This window comes from Cobetia sp. ICG0124 (genome assembly GCF_004006355.1).
GTDB lineage: Bacteria > Pseudomonadota > Gammaproteobacteria > Pseudomonadales > Halomonadaceae > Cobetia > Cobetia marina.
Window position 1 is genome coordinate 699877 of the sequence record NZ_CP024893.1, and the last position, 15834, is coordinate 715710.

13 protein-coding genes and 9 tRNA genes are annotated in these 15834 nt (G+C 61.6%); 15 read left to right on the top strand and 7 right to left on the bottom strand.

What is annotated here, in order from left to right:
• The first annotated feature begins 14 nt into the window (after positions 1-14).
• Positions 15-1571 (top strand): Na+/H+ antiporter NhaC, encoded by a 1557-nt coding sequence (gene nhaC, locus CU110_RS03180; RefSeq protein ID WP_077378455.1) that lies wholly within the window; start codon positions 15-17, stop codon positions 1569-1571.
• A gap of 4 nt (positions 1572-1575) precedes the next feature.
• On the opposite strand, the gene argE is transcribed toward nhaC, so the two are convergent.
• From argE to msrB, 5 genes are all read right to left on the bottom strand, one after another.
• Complete coding sequence (gene argE / locus CU110_RS03185) at positions 1576-2730, bottom strand: acetylornithine deacetylase (RefSeq protein WP_205632727.1); 1155 nt, start codon at positions 2728-2730, stop codon at positions 1576-1578.
• 38 nt (positions 2731-2768) lie between these two features.
• The gene (gene htpX / locus CU110_RS03190) at positions 2769-3668 is read right to left on the bottom strand and encodes a protease HtpX (RefSeq protein ID WP_077378460.1); all 900 of its coding nucleotides are present in this window, start codon (positions 3666-3668) and stop codon (positions 2769-2771) included.
• 78 nt (positions 3669-3746) lie between these two features.
• Positions 3747-4985, bottom strand: a complete 1239-nt coding sequence (locus tag CU110_RS03195; protein WP_077378462.1) for a pyridoxal phosphate-dependent aminotransferase — start codon at positions 4983-4985, stop codon at positions 3747-3749.
• Between the two features lie 238 nt (positions 4986-5223).
• Positions 5224-6210 carry a ribosome biogenesis GTPase YlqF gene (ylqF, locus tag CU110_RS03200; RefSeq protein WP_084207948.1) on the bottom strand — a complete coding sequence of 329 codons (987 nt, stop codon included), beginning with the start codon at positions 6208-6210 and terminating at the stop codon, positions 5224-5226.
• A 110-nt stretch (positions 6211-6320) separates the two neighbouring features.
• A complete protein-coding gene (gene msrB / locus CU110_RS03205; protein WP_084207949.1) occupies positions 6321-6743 on the bottom strand; it encodes a peptide-methionine (R)-S-oxide reductase MsrB in 423 nt (140 codons plus the stop codon).
• Between the two features lie 210 nt (positions 6744-6953).
• Here msrB and CU110_RS03210 point away from each other — a divergent pair.
• From CU110_RS03210 to CU110_RS03275, 14 genes are all read left to right on the top strand, one after another.
• A tRNA-Glu gene (locus CU110_RS03210) sits at positions 6954-7029 on the top strand.
• A 45-nt stretch (positions 7030-7074) separates the two neighbouring features.
• Positions 7075-7149, top strand: a tRNA-Gly gene (locus CU110_RS03215).
• A gap of 76 nt (positions 7150-7225) precedes the next feature.
• Positions 7226-7301, top strand: a tRNA-Glu gene (locus CU110_RS03220).
• Between the two features lie 39 nt (positions 7302-7340).
• Positions 7341-7415: transfer RNA gene (locus tag CU110_RS03225), tRNA-Gly, on the top strand.
• A gap of 37 nt (positions 7416-7452) precedes the next feature.
• Positions 7453-7528, top strand: a tRNA-Glu gene (locus CU110_RS03230).
• A 70-nt stretch (positions 7529-7598) separates the two neighbouring features.
• A tRNA-Gly gene (locus CU110_RS03235) sits at positions 7599-7673 on the top strand.
• A gap of 73 nt (positions 7674-7746) precedes the next feature.
• Positions 7747-7822 (top strand) — tRNA-Glu (locus CU110_RS03240).
• A 41-nt stretch (positions 7823-7863) separates the two neighbouring features.
• Positions 7864-7938, top strand: a tRNA-Gly gene (locus tag CU110_RS03245).
• A gap of 375 nt (positions 7939-8313) precedes the next feature.
• Complete coding sequence (locus tag CU110_RS03250) at positions 8314-9282, top strand: ABC transporter ATP-binding protein (protein WP_077375503.1); 969 nt, start codon at positions 8314-8316, stop codon at positions 9280-9282.
• Entirely contained in the window at positions 9279-10052 is a 774-nt protein-coding gene (locus CU110_RS03255) for an ABC transporter permease (RefSeq protein ID WP_084207950.1), read from the top strand. Before CU110_RS03250 ends, CU110_RS03255 begins: the two co-directional genes overlap by 4 nt.
• Before the next feature lie 133 nt (positions 10053-10185).
• Positions 10186-11064 (top strand): NADPH-dependent 7-cyano-7-deazaguanine reductase QueF, encoded by an 879-nt coding sequence (gene queF / locus CU110_RS03260; RefSeq protein ID WP_084207951.1) that lies wholly within the window; start codon positions 10186-10188, stop codon positions 11062-11064.
• Positions 11065-11192: 128 nt separating this feature from the next.
• The gene (locus tag CU110_RS03265) at positions 11193-11753 is read left to right on the top strand and encodes an NAD(P)H nitroreductase (RefSeq protein ID WP_077375494.1); all 561 of its coding nucleotides are present in this window, start codon (positions 11193-11195) and stop codon (positions 11751-11753) included.
• Between the two features lie 8 nt (positions 11754-11761).
• A complete protein-coding gene (locus CU110_RS03270) occupies positions 11762-12337 on the top strand; it encodes a YiiD C-terminal domain-containing protein (protein WP_084207952.1) in 576 nt (191 codons plus the stop codon).
• Between the two features lie 176 nt (positions 12338-12513).
• Positions 12514-12601 (top strand) — tRNA-Ser (locus CU110_RS03275).
• A 3-nt stretch (positions 12602-12604) separates the two neighbouring features.
• On the opposite strand, the gene CU110_RS03280 is transcribed toward CU110_RS03275, so the two are convergent.
• Both CU110_RS03280 and CU110_RS03285 read right to left on the bottom strand, forming a co-directional pair.
• Complete coding sequence (locus tag CU110_RS03280) at positions 12605-13987, bottom strand: HlyD family type I secretion periplasmic adaptor subunit (RefSeq protein WP_127734536.1); 1383 nt, start codon at positions 13985-13987, stop codon at positions 12605-12607.
• Positions 13984-15765, bottom strand: coding sequence for a type I secretion system permease/ATPase (locus tag CU110_RS03285; RefSeq protein ID WP_084207953.1), 1782 nt, complete (start codon positions 15763-15765; stop codon positions 13984-13986). Before CU110_RS03285 ends, CU110_RS03280 begins: the two co-directional genes overlap by 4 nt.
• Positions 15766-15834 lie beyond the last annotated feature (69 nt).

The following is a 15834-nucleotide window of genomic DNA, read 5'->3' on the forward strand; positions in this document are numbered from 1 at the left end:
AGATGGTGTCCTGAATGCAACAATCTCCTGATAGACCAGCCGAGGGCGGTGGCTTTCGCCCCCCCTCCCTGCTGGATGCCCTGATCCCCATCGTGCTGGTCATCGCCATGCTGGTGCTGGCGGTCGTGCTGTTCGGCGCCGATGCTTCCTGGGGGCCGAATCAGGTGGCATTGCTGTCTGGCGCGATGATCGCGGGAGTCATCGGCCTCAAGAACGGTTATCGCTGGAGCGATATCGAAGAGGGGATCAACAAGGGGATCCAGATCTCGTTGGGCGCGATCCTGATCCTGCTGGCGGTAGGCGCGATGATCGGTACCTGGATTCTCGGTGGCACCGTGCCGGCGATGATCTACTACGGGCTGGATGTGATCGCGCCTCAGTATTTCTATGCCTCGGCATGTCTGCTGTGCGCGCTGGTGGCGCTGTCGGTGGGGAGCTCCTGGACGGTGGCCGGCACCATCGGCATAGGCCTGATCGGCATTGCCGATGGACTGGGACTTTCCGAGGCGATCACGGCAGGTGCGGTGATTTCCGGGGCCTACTTCGGTGACAAGCTCTCGCCACTGTCGGATACCACCAATCTGGCGCCGGCGGCGGCGGGGACCACGCTGTTCGCGCACATTCGTCACATGCTGTGGACGACGGTTCCCAGCATCCTGCTCGCGCTGGCAGGCTTTCTGTGGCTGGGCCACGACTCCGTCTCCAGCCTGCAGACGCCGGAGCAGGTCGCCAACCTGCGTGCCCAGCTGGGTGAGCAGTTCAACATCGGCCTGCACCTGCTGATTCCGCTGCTGGTGCTGCTGGTGATGGCCGTGCGTCAGATGCCCGCCTTCCCGGCGATCTTCATCGGTGCGGTGCTCGGGGGTGTCTTCGCGGTCATCTTCCAGCCACAGGCCGTGGCGGGACTGGCGAATGTCCCTGACATGTCCACCGCCATGGCGCTGCTCAAGGGCGTATGGATGTCGATGTTCGATGGCTATGTCTCCCACAGCGGCGATGAGGTGATCGACTCGCTGCTCTCCAAGGGCGGCATGAGCAGCATGCTCAACACCGTGTGGTTGATCCTCTCGGCGATGACCTTCGGCGGCGTGATCGAACGACTCGGCCTGCTGGAGCGTCTGGTGCAGAGCCTGCTGGGCGCGACGCGCAATGCCGGTTCGCTGGTCATCACCACGCTGGGCACCTGCCTGGCCTCCAATGTGGTGACCGGGGATCAATACATCTCGGTCATCCTGCCGGGGCGCATGTATCGCGCTGAATTCCGCCGCCGTCGCCTGGCGCCGGTCAATCTGTCGCGGGCACTGGAAGATTCCGGCACCATCACCTCGCCACTGATTCCCTGGAACAGCTGCGGCGCCTACATGGCGGCAACGCTGGGGGTCGCGACTCTCAGTTATCTGCCGTTTGCGCTGTTCAATCTGGTCAATCTGGTGCTGGCGGTGGCCTATGCCATGGTCGGTTTCAAGCTGGAGCGTCTGGCCGAAGGTGACGAGGCGGATGGCGGAGAGCCGACTCCGCTGGCCGAATCTCTGGTGCTGGATACCCCTCATGAGACGGCAGAGTCTCGCTGATTGTTCAGTCAGTGCACTGATGACGTGTGAGGCGTATCAGGAACTCGCGATAGCGCTCCAGTTCGGCGATGTCGATGTACTCATCCGCCTTGTGGGCCTGCGCGATGGAGCCTGGCCCGCAGACGACAGTCGAGAAACCGCGATCCTGGAACCAGCCCGCTTCCGAGCAGAAGCCGACACCGCAGCGTTCACGCTGACCCGTCAGCGCAAAGGCCAGCGTCTCTGCCTTGCCGTCGGGCTCCGGCGTGAGCGCCGGTACCGAGGCGTAGTCCTCCAGTGTCTGGATGGCGCACTCCGGTGAGTGCTCCTGCATCTCGAGGGCCAGTCGGGCGGTGAAGTCATCGACTCGCGCGCGTACCGCGTCAGGGGTATCACCGGGCAGGTTGCGCAGCTCCCAATGCAGGCGAGCATCCTTGGCAATGATGTTGGTCGCATTGCCGCCCTGGATGGTGCTGACGTGCAGCGTGGAGTACGGGGGCTCGAACAGTTCGCCCCGTGAGGCCTGGGTGCGCAGGTCGTTTGCCGTGCGTTCCAGCTCCGAGATGATGCGCGCGGCGTAGAACGTGGCCGAGACACCCAGGTCCGGTCGGCTCGAATGCGCCGGCACGCCGGTCACTTCCGTGCGCCAGGCATGCACCCCCTTGTGCGCCGAGACCACGCGTCCCTCCGTCGGTTCTCCGATGATGACGGCGGCGACGTCGGGCAGCGTGTCGCGCATGTGGTCGATCAGTGGCAGACAACCCAGACAGGTGCTTTCCTCATCGTAGGAGAAGGCAAGGTGGAGTGGCCGCTTGAGGGGAGCATCAAGAAAATCCGGCACCATCGCCAGGCACAGGCCGATGAAGCCTTTCATGTCCACCGAGCCACGACCGTAAAGACGACCCTCCTTCAGCGTGGCCTGATAAGGGTCATGGGACCAGTTCTGGCCGCTTACGGGCACGGTATCGGTATGGCCGGAGAGCACGACACCACCGGCCACCGCGGGCCCTATCGTGGCGAGCAGCGAGGCCTTGTCGCCTTCGGCATTCGAAAGCACGCTCGCCTGGATGCCATGTTCGGCCAGCAGATCGCGAACGAAGTGGATCAATGCCAGATTGGAGCGATCCGAGGTGGTATCGAAGGCGATCAGGCGAGTGATGATGTCGAGGGTGCGTTGCATGTCGAGCCTCATGAGGCATGGCGCCGTTCGGGCGAGGCTTACTTGTAGGCAGCGGCCTTGAGCGCGGCGATACGGTCATCCAGCGGCGGGTGGCTGGCGAACAGCTGCTCCATCAGCTTGCGGCTCTTGCCGGTGGTGATGGCGAAGGCGGTCATGGTGTCGGGCATCTGGTCCGGCAGCTCATGTTCCTGCTTGAGGCGTGCCAGCGCGTTGATCATCGAACCGCTGCCCGCGAGACTCGCGCCTGCGGCATCCGCACGGTATTCGCGCCAGCGCGAGAACCAGGCGACGATCATCGAGGCCACCAGGCCCAGCACCAGTTCAAGGACGAAGACCACGGCCATGTAGCCGAAGAAGCCCAGGCCGCCGCTGTTGTCATCTCGCTTCAGGAAGGCGTCGATGGCATGTGCGGCAATGCGCGCGAAGAACATCACGAAGGTGTTCACCACGCCCTGGATCAGCGTCAGCGTCACCATGTCGCCGTTGGCCACGTGACCGATCTCGTGCGCCAGTACCGCACGCACTTCCTCGGGACGCATGCGATTGAGCAGGCCGGCCGAGACGGCGACCAGCGCATCGTTGCGATTCCAGCCGGTGGCGAAGGCATTGGATTGCTGCGCCGGGAAGATGCCGACTTCCGGCATCTTGATGCCGGCGTCGCGAGACAGTTCCTCGACGGTCGTCAGCAGCCAGCGTTCGGTATCGTTCTGTGGCTGTTCGATGATCACGGTGCCCGTCGAGGACTTGGCCATCATCTTGGACAGGAACAGGGAAATCACCGAGCCGGCCATGCCGATGATGAAGCAGAAGATCAACAGGGCGGTGTAATTGATGCCGTTGGCTTCCATGTAGCCATCGAAGCCCAGCAGGCGCAGCGTGACACTGGCCAGCAGCACCACCGCCAGGTTGGTGATCAGAAAGAGGGCTATCCGCATCATGGGGTCAGGTCTCCAATGCCAATCTATCGGTAAGGCGCAATTATCTGCCCGCCATGCTGACAGTGAGATGAATCACTGTCAGCTCTTGCGGCGGCGCGCCAGGAAACGACCGAGACGCTCGATGGCCTCTTCCAGCTGGTCGGCGTAGGGCAGGGTGACGATGCGCAGGTGATCCGGATTCGGCCAGTTGAAGGCGGTGCCCTGCACCAGCAGCATCTTCTCTTCCAGCAACAGCTCCAGCACCATCTGCTGGTCGTCCTCGAAGGGATACATCTCCGGGTCGAGACGCGGGAACATGTAGAGCGCGCCCTTGGGCTTCACGCAGCTGACGCCGGGGATCTCGTTGAGCTTCTTCCAGGCCGCATCACGCTGGGCCAGCAGACGGCCACCCGGCAGCACCAGGTCATTGATGGACTGATAGCCGCCGAGTGCCGTCTGGATGGCGTGCTGGGCCGGGACATTGGCGCACAGGCGCATGCTGGCCAGCATGTCGAGACCGGAGATGAAGTCGGCCGCCGGGCGCTTGTCACCGGAGAGAATCATCCAGCCCGAGCGGAAGCCCGCGCAGCGATAGCTCTTGGACAGGCCATTCATGGTCACGACCAGCAGATCGTCGGCCAACGCACCGGTGGAGACGTGCTCGGTATCGTCATAGAGGATCTTGTCGTAGATCTCATCCGAGAACACCACCAGACCGTATTCCCGTGCGACCTGCAGGATGTCCTTCACGACGGCTGGCGGATAGACCGCGCCGGTCGGGTTGTTCGGGTTGATCAGCACGATGCCCTTGGTGTGGCTGGTCACCTTGGCGCGGATGTCCTCGATGGAGGGAGCCCAGTCCTGCGCCTCGTCACACAGATAGTGCACGGCACGACCGCCGGCCAGATTGGCGGCAGCGGTCCATAGGGGATAATCCGGTGCTGGTACCAGCAGCTCGTCACCATCGTCGAGCAGGGCCTGCATGGCCAGCACGATCAGCTCCGAGACACCGTTGCCGATGTAGATGTCCTCGATGCCGACACCCTGGATGTCCTTGCGCTGACACTCCTGCATGATCGCCTTGCGCGCCGAGTAAAGCCCCTTGGAGTCACAGTAGCCCTGCGCGGTCGGCAGATTGCGCATCACGTCCTGCAGGATCTCTTCCGGTGCCTCGAAGCCGAAGGGCGCCGGGTTGCCGATATTGAGCTTGAGAATGCGATGACCTTCGTCCTCGAGACGCTTGGCGTGTTCGAGAACCGGCCCGCGAATGTCGTAGCAGACGTTGTCCAGCTTGTGTGACTTGCGAATTTCGCGGGGCTTTCTTTGCTCGGTATCCATGGTGCTTTCCGTAGATCTCCGTCACGTAAGGTGTAGGGGCGAGTGTCCAGCATATCGCGCCGCCTGCCTGCCGCGCCACGGCCAAGGGCCAATAGCGTGGTTAAATTTGCGGTTTGAAATGTTCAGGCAGAAAAAAATCCCGCCAGAGGTTATCTGGCAGGATTTTCAACTGGCTTGCAGGCATGGTCCGCGAATGAGATCTGAATTCGACCGTCGTTATCTCACTGTTCTGGTAGCGTTATTCGCTCGCAGACTCAGGTGGTTCGCTCATCCGTGCGCCATCTTGCGTCTCGCCACTGGCTTCCGGCACCGGCTCGGCGGGAATGTCCGCCGGCGTTTCCAGCGTCAGGCGCCCGAGCTTGCCATCGCGCAATTCGTGCAGCAGCACCTCTGCACCGCGATGTAGATCGATGATGCCACCGGCGCGCAGGCCGCCACGCTTGCTGGCGATCTCTTCCAGAATCGCGACCCCGTTGAAGCCCGAGAGCGCCATCAGATCGACCTTGCGCGGGCCATCACTCTCGACTCGCTCGGCGTCAGGGTTGGCACTGTAGGCCGGCAGTGACTTGAGCTTGTAGCGAGCGATAAGCTCATCGGGATAGCGCCTGGCCAGCTCCGCCGCCACGACCACCGCCACATCGGTGTAGTCGATGGCGGTATCCCGAATCGCGCCGCTGCCGGCCAGACGGTAGGCGCTGGCCTGATCCTCGATCTTTGGCCACATCACCCCGGGGGTGTCGATCAGGGCGATGCCGCCATCGATGCGAATCTTCTGCTGACGCTTGGTGACGGCGGGCTCGTTGCCGGTCTTGGCGATCTTGCGACCCGCCAGACCATTGATCAGCGTCGACTTTCCGACGTTGGGGATGCCCATCACCATCACGCGTGCATCACGATCGACACGGATATGACCGGCCATCTCGCGACACAGCCGCGGAATCTGCTTGAGATCACGCGCCTCAAGCGTGGTGATCGCCAGTGCACGGGTGTTGGGCAGGGCATCGAAATACTCGACCCATTCGCGCGTGCGTGCCGGGTCCGCCAGGTCTGCACGTGACAGCAGCTTGAGGACTGGCTTGTGGCGGGTCAGCTCGGACAGCACCGGATTGGTGCTGGAGTAGGGGAGGCGGGCATCGAGGACTTCGATGACCACGTCGATCTCGGGCAGCGCGTCCTTTATCTGACGACGCGCCTTGTGCATGTGTCCCGGGTACCAGCCCAGCATGTTGCTTCTCTCCTGCCGTCAGGGGTATGACGGTTGTCCTGTCACCTCTGGAGAGGGGACGCGTATGGCGGCGCATTCTACCAGAGGCGGCTCGGCCATGGAGAAACGCTTCAGCTGCGCACCGGCTTGAAGCGCAGCGACACCGAGTTGATGCAATAGCGCTGTCCTGTCTCGGTGGGGCCGTCGGGAAAGACGTGTCCCAGATGGGATTCGCAACGACGACAGCGTACTTCGACACGTCGCATGCCATGGCTGGTGTCGAAATGCTCTTCGACGGCGGCATCCGCATAGGGCCGATCAAAGCTCGGCCAGCCACAGCCGGCGTCGAACTTGGTGTCGTTGTCGAACAGCTTCGCGTCGCAGGCGATGCAGTGATAGGTGCCCGGTATCGGGCTGACCTCGTGATCGCCACTGAAGGGGCGTTCGGTACCGGCTTCACGTGCGACGCGATACTGCTCAGGCGTCAGACGCTTGCGCCATTCCTCTTCACTGCGGATCAACTTGTCCTGGGTCGGCTTGTCTTGCTCGCTCATGGTCTCTTCTCTCTATGCTCCGAAACAATGGCTACCGGTCTTCACTCGACACCCGGTACATACCCCAAGAATGCGGGCGTCAGGGCGTGACCACAAGCACGTGGTGGATGCACTTGGCCAACGCCGGAAAAATCCTGTTGAAGCAGGGGGTTGACGAAGGGGAGGGGGCTTTGTAATATACGCGCCACCTCGACGAGGCAAGAACGTTACGTCCCATTCGTCTAGTGGTCCAGGACACCGCCCTTTCACGGCGGTAACAGGGGTTCGAACCCCCTATGGGACGCCATTCTTCGGTCTTGTCAGCGTAGCATTTTGATTTCTGCTTGCAGTTGCGGGAATAGCTCAGTGGTAGAGCACAACCTTGCCAAGGTTGGGGTCGCGAGTTCGAATCTCGTTTCCCGCTCCAAACGGAACAAGTGCAATGCGACAAGGTCGCGAGCTGGTTCGCCAGTCCGATCGAATCTCGTTTCCCGCTCCAGTGTGTCCCATTCGTCTAGTGGTCCAGGACACCGCCCTTTCACGGCGGTAACAGGGGTTCGAACCCCCTATGGGACGCCATCTTCGGTCTTGTGTGGTCGCATGATCTGCTTGTGTTAGGCGGGAATAGCTCAGTGGTAGAGCACAACCTTGCCAAGGTTGGGGTCGCGAGTTCGAATCTCGTTTCCCGCTCCACGCCAGTCCGATCGAATCTCGTTTCCCGCTCCAGTACGTCCCATTCGTCTAGTGGTCCAGGACACCGCCCTTTCACGGCGGTAACAGGGGTTCGAACCCCCTATGGGACGCCATGCAGAGCATGATGGTGTGGCAAGCCAGCAGTAAGACAGATGTCGTGAGCACAGCTTCATGACACCCGGTGCGGGAATAGCTCAGTGGTAGAGCACAACCTTGCCAAGGTTGGGGTCGCGAGTTCGAATCTCGTTTCCCGCTCCAAAGGAAAAGGCAATTCGAGAAGGTCGCAAGCTGGTTCGCCAGTCCGATCGAATCTCGTTTCCCGCTCCAGTACGTCCCATTCGTCTAGTGGTCCAGGACACCGCCCTTTCACGGCGGTAACAGGGGTTCGAACCCCCTATGGGACGCCACTCTTCTGTCTTGACTGGTCGCAGTTTTTGGTTTCGACAGTGCGGGAATAGCTCAGTGGTAGAGCACAACCTTGCCAAGGTTGGGGTCGCGAGTTCGAATCTCGTTTCCCGCTCCAGTCGAAAACGCTATGCGACAAGGTTGCGAGCTGGTTCGCGAGTCCGATCGAATCTCGTTTCCCGCTCCAGTCGAAATGAAATAGCAGTGCCCCATCGCCTGACAGACACGATCATCGTGCCACGTCACCGGCGATTTTTTTGTGCCTGAAATTCCTCCTCAGGCCGTTCTGCACCGGTCCTTGGTGTTGTCCTCCTTTCCTGCAGCGTGCCTGATGTGGCAGCGCTGAATGCGTTACCATGCGCATCCAATGTCTTGTGTCTGATTTTCATGTTCGAGCTGCTGCTCAGCGGTGTCGCTACTGTTGCGCAATTGTTCTCAGATGCGTCTTTTCTGCTGTGCTGGCTGACAGCGCCAATTTGATTACAGGTGTCCGATGTCACGACTCGCCTTGTCCATTCGTGGCCTGACCAAGGTCTACGGTAACGGTTTCGAGGCGCTCAAGGGGATTGATCTCGATGTCCCTGAGGGCGATTTCTTTGCACTGCTGGGGCCCAACGGGGCCGGCAAGTCCACGACCCTGGGGGTGGTGAGTTCGCTGGTGCAGAAAACCGCCGGCAAGGTCGAGATCTCGGGCATCGATATCGACAAGGATTTCTCGAAGGCCAAATACCATCTCGGTGTGGTCCCTCAGGAGTTCAACTTCAATCAGTTCGAGAAGGTGCAGGATATCGTGATGACCCAGGCAGGGTATTACGGTATGCCCATGAAGGAAGCGCGCCCGCGTGCCGAGCGCCTGCTCAAGGATCTCGGGCTGTGGGACAAGCGCGATACCCCGTCACGCATGCTGTCCGGTGGCATGAAGCGCCGTCTGATGATTGCCCGCGCGCTGATTCACAAGCCGCGTCTGCTGATTCTCGATGAGCCGACTGCCGGGGTGGATATCGAGCTGCGTCGCTCGATGTGGGAGTTCATGCGGCGCATCAACCGTGAGGAGGGCACTACCATCATCCTCACCACGCATTATCTGGAAGAGGCCGAGAGCCTGTGCCGCAATATCGCCATCATCAATCACGGCGAGATCGTGCATAACACCAGCATGCGCGAGCTGCTCAAGGAGCTGGACGCCGAAACCTTCCTGCTCGATCTACGTGAGCCGCTTGCCAGCGCGCCGGTCATCGAGGGATTCGAGGTCTCTCTGAGCGATCCCCAGCAGCTGTCGCTGTCCGTACGCAAGGGCCAGTCGATCAACACCGCCTTCGCGGCGCTGGATCGCGCCGGGATCACCGTGGTGTCGATGCGCAATCGCGCCAATCGTCTCGAGGAGCTGTTCGTCGACCTGGTCGAGCGCTCCAATGCCGAAAGCGGTATCGCCTCCAATGTCGCCAAGGAGATCACGCAGTGAACCCCCGTCAGCTATGGGTGGCTCTGGTCACCATCGTCGTCAAGGAAGTTCGTCGTTTCACGCGTATCTGGCCGCAGACGCTGCTGCCGCCGTCCATCACCATGACGCTGTACTTCGTCATCTTCGGCAATCTCATCGGCTCGCGCATCGGTACCATGGATGGCATCAGCTACATGGATTACATCGTGCCGGGGCTGATCATGATGTCGGTGATCACCAACTCCTATTCCAACGTGGCCTCGTCGTTCTTCTCCAACAAGTTCCAGCGCAGCATCGAGGAGCTGATGGTCTCGCCGCTGCCGTCCTGGATCATCCTGCTCGGCTATATCATCGGTGGCGCCGTGCGCGGGCTCGGTGTCGGCATCATCGTCACCGCCGTGGCCTTCCTGTTCACGGATCTCGATATCCATCACCCGATCCTGACCATCATGGTCGTGGTGCTGACGGCGCTGCTGTTCTCCATCGGTGGCTTCGTCAATGCGCTGTTCGCACGCAAGTTCGACGATATCTCGATCATTCCGACCTTCGTGCTGACCCCGCTGACCTATCTCGGTGGCGTCTTCTATTCCATCCACATGCTGCCGGACTTCTGGCAGACGGTGTCACTGGCCAACCCGATTCTCTACATGGTCAACACCTTCCGCTACGGCATTCTGGGGGTCTCGGACATCAGTGTCGGTCCGGCGATGGCGGCCATCGTGGCCTTCATCATCGGCCTGTTCGCCTTCGCGCTGTGGCTGCTGGAGCGTGGCAAGGGCATCCGCAGCTGAAGATGTCGCCCAGAGGATGATGGTAAGATGCGCGCTATCGCGCCAGTGCACGAAACGCCGGCTTCTGCCGGCGTTCTGCTGTCTGCGCCCCTGATATCGATACGTTATTGGCCTATTTCACAGGAGTGCTGTCATGGCTCACCCCACTGCCGTCAACGTGCCCGACGAGGCTCGCCCCGAGACTCTCAAGGATGCCCCGCTCGGGCGAGAGTCCGCTTACCCCGAGCACTACGATGCTAGCCTGCTGTTCCCCATCGCGCGGGCGGCCAATCGTGGTCCCATCGGTATCGATGATGCGGCGTTGCCGTTCGTCGGTGAGGATGAATGGCACGCCTTTGAGGTCTCCTGGCTGGATGAATCCGGCAAGCCGTGGGTGCGTGTGGCCCGTTTCCGCCTGCCGGCGGCTTCCCCGAATCTGATCGAGTCCAAATCCTGGAAGCTCTATCTCAACAGCCTCAATCAGAGCCGCTTCGCCGATCAGGCGGCCGTGCAGACGACGTTGGAGCGGGATCTTGCCGCCGCGGCGGGTGCGCCGGTCGAGGTGCGTCTGCTGGGACTGGATGATGACGAGCTGGACGTCGGGCGCCTGCCGGGAGAATGCCTCGATGACTTGCCGATCACCGTCGAGCACTACACGCCATCGCCGGAGCTGCTCAGCGCCGATGACGCCGATATCGTCAGCGAAGACCTGCACAGCCATCTGCTCAAGTCCAACTGCCCGGTCACCGGTCAGCCGGACTGGGGCAGCGTCTGGATCCGCTATCGCGGCCCACGTATCGATCGCGAGCGCCTGCTGGCCTATCTGATCAGCTATCGCCAGCACCAGGATTTCCATGAGCACTGCGTCGAGCATCTGTTCGTCGACCTGATGGCGCGCGTGAAGCCTGAGTCCCTGCTGGTGATGGCGCGCTATGTGCGGCGTGGCGGCCTGGATATCAGCCCGTGGCGTGCCACGCCAGATCTCGAGGCCGAGGCCCGTGCCAGCCTGCCGCTGCGTCTCTCGCGTCAGTAGTCCTCTCTATGGTCATGTCGTCTGATCGGCTTGCCAATCAGGCAGATAGCATCGAGTGATGAGACGGCGTGCTGGCGAGATGCTAGTGTGAGAATCATTCTTATCTTAAGTCTGTGACAGGAGAGACGATGGACGCGCTGACGTTACTGCATGAACGCAATTCCATGGGCAAGCTGATGGCGCCAGCCCCGAGCGATGCGCAGATGGAGGCCATCTACCAGGCCGCCCTGCGCGCGCCGGACCACGCCGAGCTGACGCCCTGGCGCTTCATCGAATTCACGGGCAGCGGGCTGGAGCGCCTCGGCGAGCTGTTTGCCGAGGCGGAGCGCAACACGTCGCCGGCAGGTGACGAGGCAGCCCAGGCCGCGGCCAGCAAGAAGCCGCTTCGTGCGCCGATGGTCGTCGCGGTGATCGCCAAGGTCACGCCGGACCACCCCAAGGTGCCGCGTGTCGAGCAGGTGGTGAGTGCCGGTTGTGCCGCTCACGCCATGCTGTTTGCCGCTCAGGCACAGGGACTCGGTGGCATGTGGCGCACGGGCGGCTACGCGTTCGACCCAACCGTCCACGCCGGACTGGGCATGAGTGAGCAGGATGAGCTGGTCGGCTTCCTCTACCTCGGCACCCCGGGCGGACGTCTCAAGCCCTTGCCGAGCCGCGAGAGTGCCGACTTCGTCGAACGCTGGCAGTGAGGCGCTGAATGAACGAGCAGTTGCGCTCGAGTGGTGAAGCCTGGCCACCGCTGCCTTTGCCGCGTGACGGGCAGGGGCGGTCGGGCACTTTCGCGGCGCCGGTCAGTGAAGACCTGTCACGGTTCCGAGATTGGCTGAGTCAGGCGATTCCGCTGGCTGCCCACATGGGGCTTGTCGAGATGCAGTGGTCAGAGCCCGAGCGCTCGACGGGGCAGCTGAGCTGGCATCTGCATCTGCCGCCCAATCTCAACGACAAGGGCACGGCCTTCGGCGGGGCCATGAGTCTCGAGGCCACCTTGTGTGGCTGGAGCTGGGTGACGCTGTGGCTGCGTGCTCGCGGTATCCAGCGCGATCTCGTGGTGTCGCGTGCCAGTCAGCAGTTTCTGGCCCCGGTCAGTGGCGATTACCACATCCGCTGTGCGCCGGATGACATGGCCGCGCTGATCGACGTCGGCGAGCGTCTGGCGGCAGGGCGGCGAGCGCGATTGTCGCTGACTCAGCAGTTGTGGTGTCAGGTTGATGGGCAGTCTTCCCCGAGGCTGTGTTTCGAGGCCCGTGGCGATTACGTGGTGCTCGGGCCGTGATGCCGAGCACGGTCTCGGCCCGACCTCGGCCCGAGTGCGGTGGGTGAGGGCGCTGACGCTATCTATCTGAAAGATTTTGGAAAAAAGGCTTGCGTCCCTCAAGGGTTATCGATAATATACGCCGCGTTCTCAAGGGAAACACGACGCAGTCGGGTGACCAATGAGAGCACTGATCTGGAGGGGTGTCCGAGTGGTCGAAGGAGCACGCCTGGAAAGTGTGTAAGTCGAAAGGCTTCGAGGGTTCGAATCCCTCCTCCTCCACCAGATTCAGAAAAGCCCGCATCTCACGATGCGGGCTTTTCGCGTTTCTGAGGGGGGGCCTGATTCCTCCCTCATCGCGCGCGCCAGCATATCCACGACAGGCTTGCCGACATAACTGGCGAAGCTGCGCTCACCGGTACGGATCATCACTTCGGCAGGCATGCCGGAAAGCAATCGCATGCTCTCGGTCATGTTGCTCTGGCCGGTCCGGGTGACGCGAATCCGCGCCTTGTAATAGCGGGCACGCGTCGCTTCATCCTCGAAGCTGTTGGCGCTCACGTGCGTGACCTCCCCATCGATGATGTTGGATAAGCGCTGATTGAATGCGCTGAAGCGAATCTCTGCGGGCTGGCCGAGGTAGAGGTGGTCAATATCATGGTCCGGGACCCTGGCCTCGACGATGAAGCCGTCGCCGGCGGGCACGATATCGAGCAGGGGGTCGCCACTGCGAATCACCGCGCCCAGTGTATGGACCTTCAGGCCGACCACGGTGCCGGCCACCGGTGCGATGACCTTGGTACGCCTGAGGTTGTCATTGAGCGCGACCAGTCGTTCTTCCGCATCGGTGACCTCTGCCTGAACCTGGCGCAGAGACTCGCCGATCTGTTGCTGGAATTCCTGCAGGCGAATCTGTTTCTGCAGCTCGTTTTCGCTGATCTGGGAACGCAGCCGTGCGACCTCGGCAAATTGGCCGGCATTGTCGCTCTGGTATTCGAGACTCTCACGCTCCATCTCACGCAATCGCTGGTTATTGATCAGACCATTTCGGAACAGCTTGCGATGGTTGGCAACGTCACCATTGAGAGAGTTGATGCGTCGTCTTGTGATGGCCTGGGTATTCTCGAGACCTGCAATCTGCTCGTTCATCTGCACGACCTGCTCATCCAGGGCTGCCATGGCACCGTTCAGCGATTGACGACGTACGTCAAAGAGCCGCTGCTGTACTTCAAGGACCTCCCGCACACGAGGATTGGTCGACTGCCTCAAGGCTTCCGGGAAGGTCAGGGTCTCGGCGTTGCTGTACTCGGCAAGCAGGCGTATCTCACTGGCTCTGGCAATCAGGTATTCAGCCTCGACGATCTTCTGCTGAGAGCGTGCCTGGGTGTCATCGAAGACGATGAGCACGTCGCCGGCCTCGACATGATCGCCATCCTCCACGCGAATCGACTCCACGATGCCTCCCTCGAGGTGCTGGATGGTCTTCGTGAAGCTCTCTACCGATACCGAGCCCGGTGCCACCACGGAAATTGCCAGGTTCGCCATGACTGACCAGCTGCCGAATCCGCCGACCGCGATGAGCAGTACGGCCAGGCCGAGGCGTCGATAATTGTGGTCGCGTAGCGGAAGCTCACTGTCAAAGCCGCCATTCATGGAGTGGGAGGTGGTCATCTCGGGCTCTCCTCACCGCCTTCATGGCGGCCTCTGGCACTGGGTTTCAGCTCGGTGACACGCTGTGCGTTCCTGGACGGAGTCGAGTGCCCTTTCCCTGCCACGGCCCGTGCAACGGGTCGTCCTCGCGTCGGCGGGGACAGTGAAGCCACCTGGCCATCCTTGAGGACGAGGATGCGGTCGACCTGCTGCAGAAGACGTTGACGATGGGTGATGATGATGGCGGTGGTGCCTGCCTGGCGCAGTTGCATCAGACACTTGGCCAACGCCTGCTCGCCACTTTCATCCAGGTTGGCGTCCGGTTCGTCGAGCACTACCAGCACCGGTTTTCCATAGAGTGCCCGCGCCAGGCCGATACGCTGTCGCTGACCCGCGGAGAGGGCGGCTCCCCCGTGGGACAGCCAGGTGTCATAGCCTTGCGGCAGGCGAAGGATCATGTCGTGGACACCGGCGCTCTGGGCGGCTTGCACCACGAGTGACGCATCGACCTCCTGAAAGCGCGCGATATTCTCGGCGATGGAGCCATCGAACAGCTCGATATCCTGCGGCAGGTAGCCAAGATGAGGCCCGAGCGCGGTCCGCTTCCACTGACTGACGTCCACGCCATCGAGGCGTACGCACCCCAGCTGCACTGGCCATAGGCCGAGTATCACCCGTGCCAGGGTGGATTTGCCGGCGGCGCTGGGGCCTACCACGGCGATGTGCTCACCCCTGGCAAGTGTCAGAGTGATGTCCTTGAGGGTCGGTAGACGCTCGCCTGGCGGCGCGGCGTTGACTGCCTCCAGTGTCAGTCGGCCCTTGGGGGCCGGCAGAGGCATCGAGGGCGCCTCGGCCGGCACGGCCTCGAGCAGCTCCTCGAGGCGGGCTCGTGAGGTGCGTGCACCGCTGAAGCCTTTCCAGCCGGTGATTATCTGATCGATCGGCGCCAGCGCCCGCCCCATCAGGATCGAGCCGGCAATCATCATGCCGGGCGTCAGGTCGCCGGTCAGCACCAGATAGGCGCCAAGACCGAGGATCAATGACTGGAACATCAAGCGCAGTACCTTGGAGGTGTTGGTCAAGAGACCTGCGCGGTCGCTTGCCTTGGACTGCAGCACCAGATACTCACGGTGGCGCGCCTCCCATCGATTCTGTATGCCCGGCAGCATGCCCATGGCGTGGAGCACTTCGGCGTTGCGCAGATTGCTGTTGGCAAGGTCCTGGGACAGGACATGTTGGCCGTTGGCATCGCTCAGCAGCTTCCTGGTGGTCTTCTCGTTGATCAGCGCAATGACGGTCAGAACAAGGCCCGCGCCCAGGGCGAACAGACCAAACCATGGGTGAAACAGTGCCAGCACGCCGATGTATATCGGCACCCAGGGCGCGTCAAAGAAGGCGAACAGGCCGTTGCCGGAAAGGAATTGGCGAAGGGTGGTGAGGTCGTTCAGCGGCTGTGCGGAGGGCTTGCCCGGCGTCATCAGGGAGTGCTTGAACATGGCAGTGTAAAGTCTCGGGCTGATCAGTACGTCCAGTCGATTCCCGACTCGGACCAGAATTCTCGAGCGAATCAGTTCAAGGGCCCCCATCACCATGAAGAGGAACACGACCACCAGAGTCAGCATCAGCAGCGTTTCCTGGCTACGTGTCGTGATGACTCGATCATAGACCTGCAGCATGTAGAGCGGCGGCACCAGCATCAGCAGATTGATGAACAAGCTGAAGAGGCCGACATAGACAAAGCTGTGCCGACAGTGGTCCAGGATCTTTTGCAGGTCATTACCTTCCCGGGAGATGGCCATGGTGTCGTTCCCTAGCGTCGTTGTTGTTCTTTTTATCCACGTCACCGTCGTTGACGGCTACCAGGGGTG

Excerpts from the sequence above, each read along its gene's own strand:
- CU110_RS03250 (WP_077375503.1), top strand. The coding sequence starts at position 8,314 with ATGTCACGACTCGCCTTGTCCATTCGTGGCCTGACCAAGGTCTACGGT.
- queF (WP_084207951.1), top strand. The coding sequence starts at position 10,186 with ATGGCTCACCCCACTGCCGTCAACGTGCCCGACGAGGCTCGCCCCGAG.
- CU110_RS03195 (WP_077378462.1), bottom strand. The coding sequence starts at position 4,985 with ATGGATACCGAGCAAAGAAAGCCCCGCGAAATTCGCAAGTCACACAAG.
- nhaC (WP_077378455.1), top strand. The coding sequence starts at position 15 with ATGCAACAATCTCCTGATAGACCAGCCGAGGGCGGTGGCTTTCGCCCC.
- CU110_RS03265 (WP_077375494.1), top strand. The coding sequence starts at position 11,193 with ATGGACGCGCTGACGTTACTGCATGAACGCAATTCCATGGGCAAGCTG.
- argE (WP_205632727.1), bottom strand. The coding sequence starts at position 2,730 with ATGCAACGCACCCTCGACATCATCACTCGCCTGATCGCCTTCGATACC.
- CU110_RS03280 (WP_127734536.1), bottom strand. The coding sequence starts at position 13,987 with ATGACCACCTCCCACTCCATGAATGGCGGCTTTGACAGTGAGCTTCCG.
- CU110_RS03285 (WP_084207953.1), bottom strand. The coding sequence starts at position 15,765 with ATGGCCATCTCCCGGGAAGGTAATGACCTGCAAAAGATCCTGGACCAC.
- ylqF (WP_084207948.1), bottom strand. The coding sequence starts at position 6,210 with ATGCTGGGCTGGTACCCGGGACACATGCACAAGGCGCGTCGTCAGATA.
- msrB (WP_084207949.1), bottom strand. The coding sequence starts at position 6,743 with ATGAGCGAGCAAGACAAGCCGACCCAGGACAAGTTGATCCGCAGTGAA.
- CU110_RS03270 (WP_084207952.1), top strand. The coding sequence starts at position 11,762 with ATGAACGAGCAGTTGCGCTCGAGTGGTGAAGCCTGGCCACCGCTGCCT.
- htpX (WP_077378460.1), bottom strand. The coding sequence starts at position 3,668 with ATGATGCGGATAGCCCTCTTTCTGATCACCAACCTGGCGGTGGTGCTG.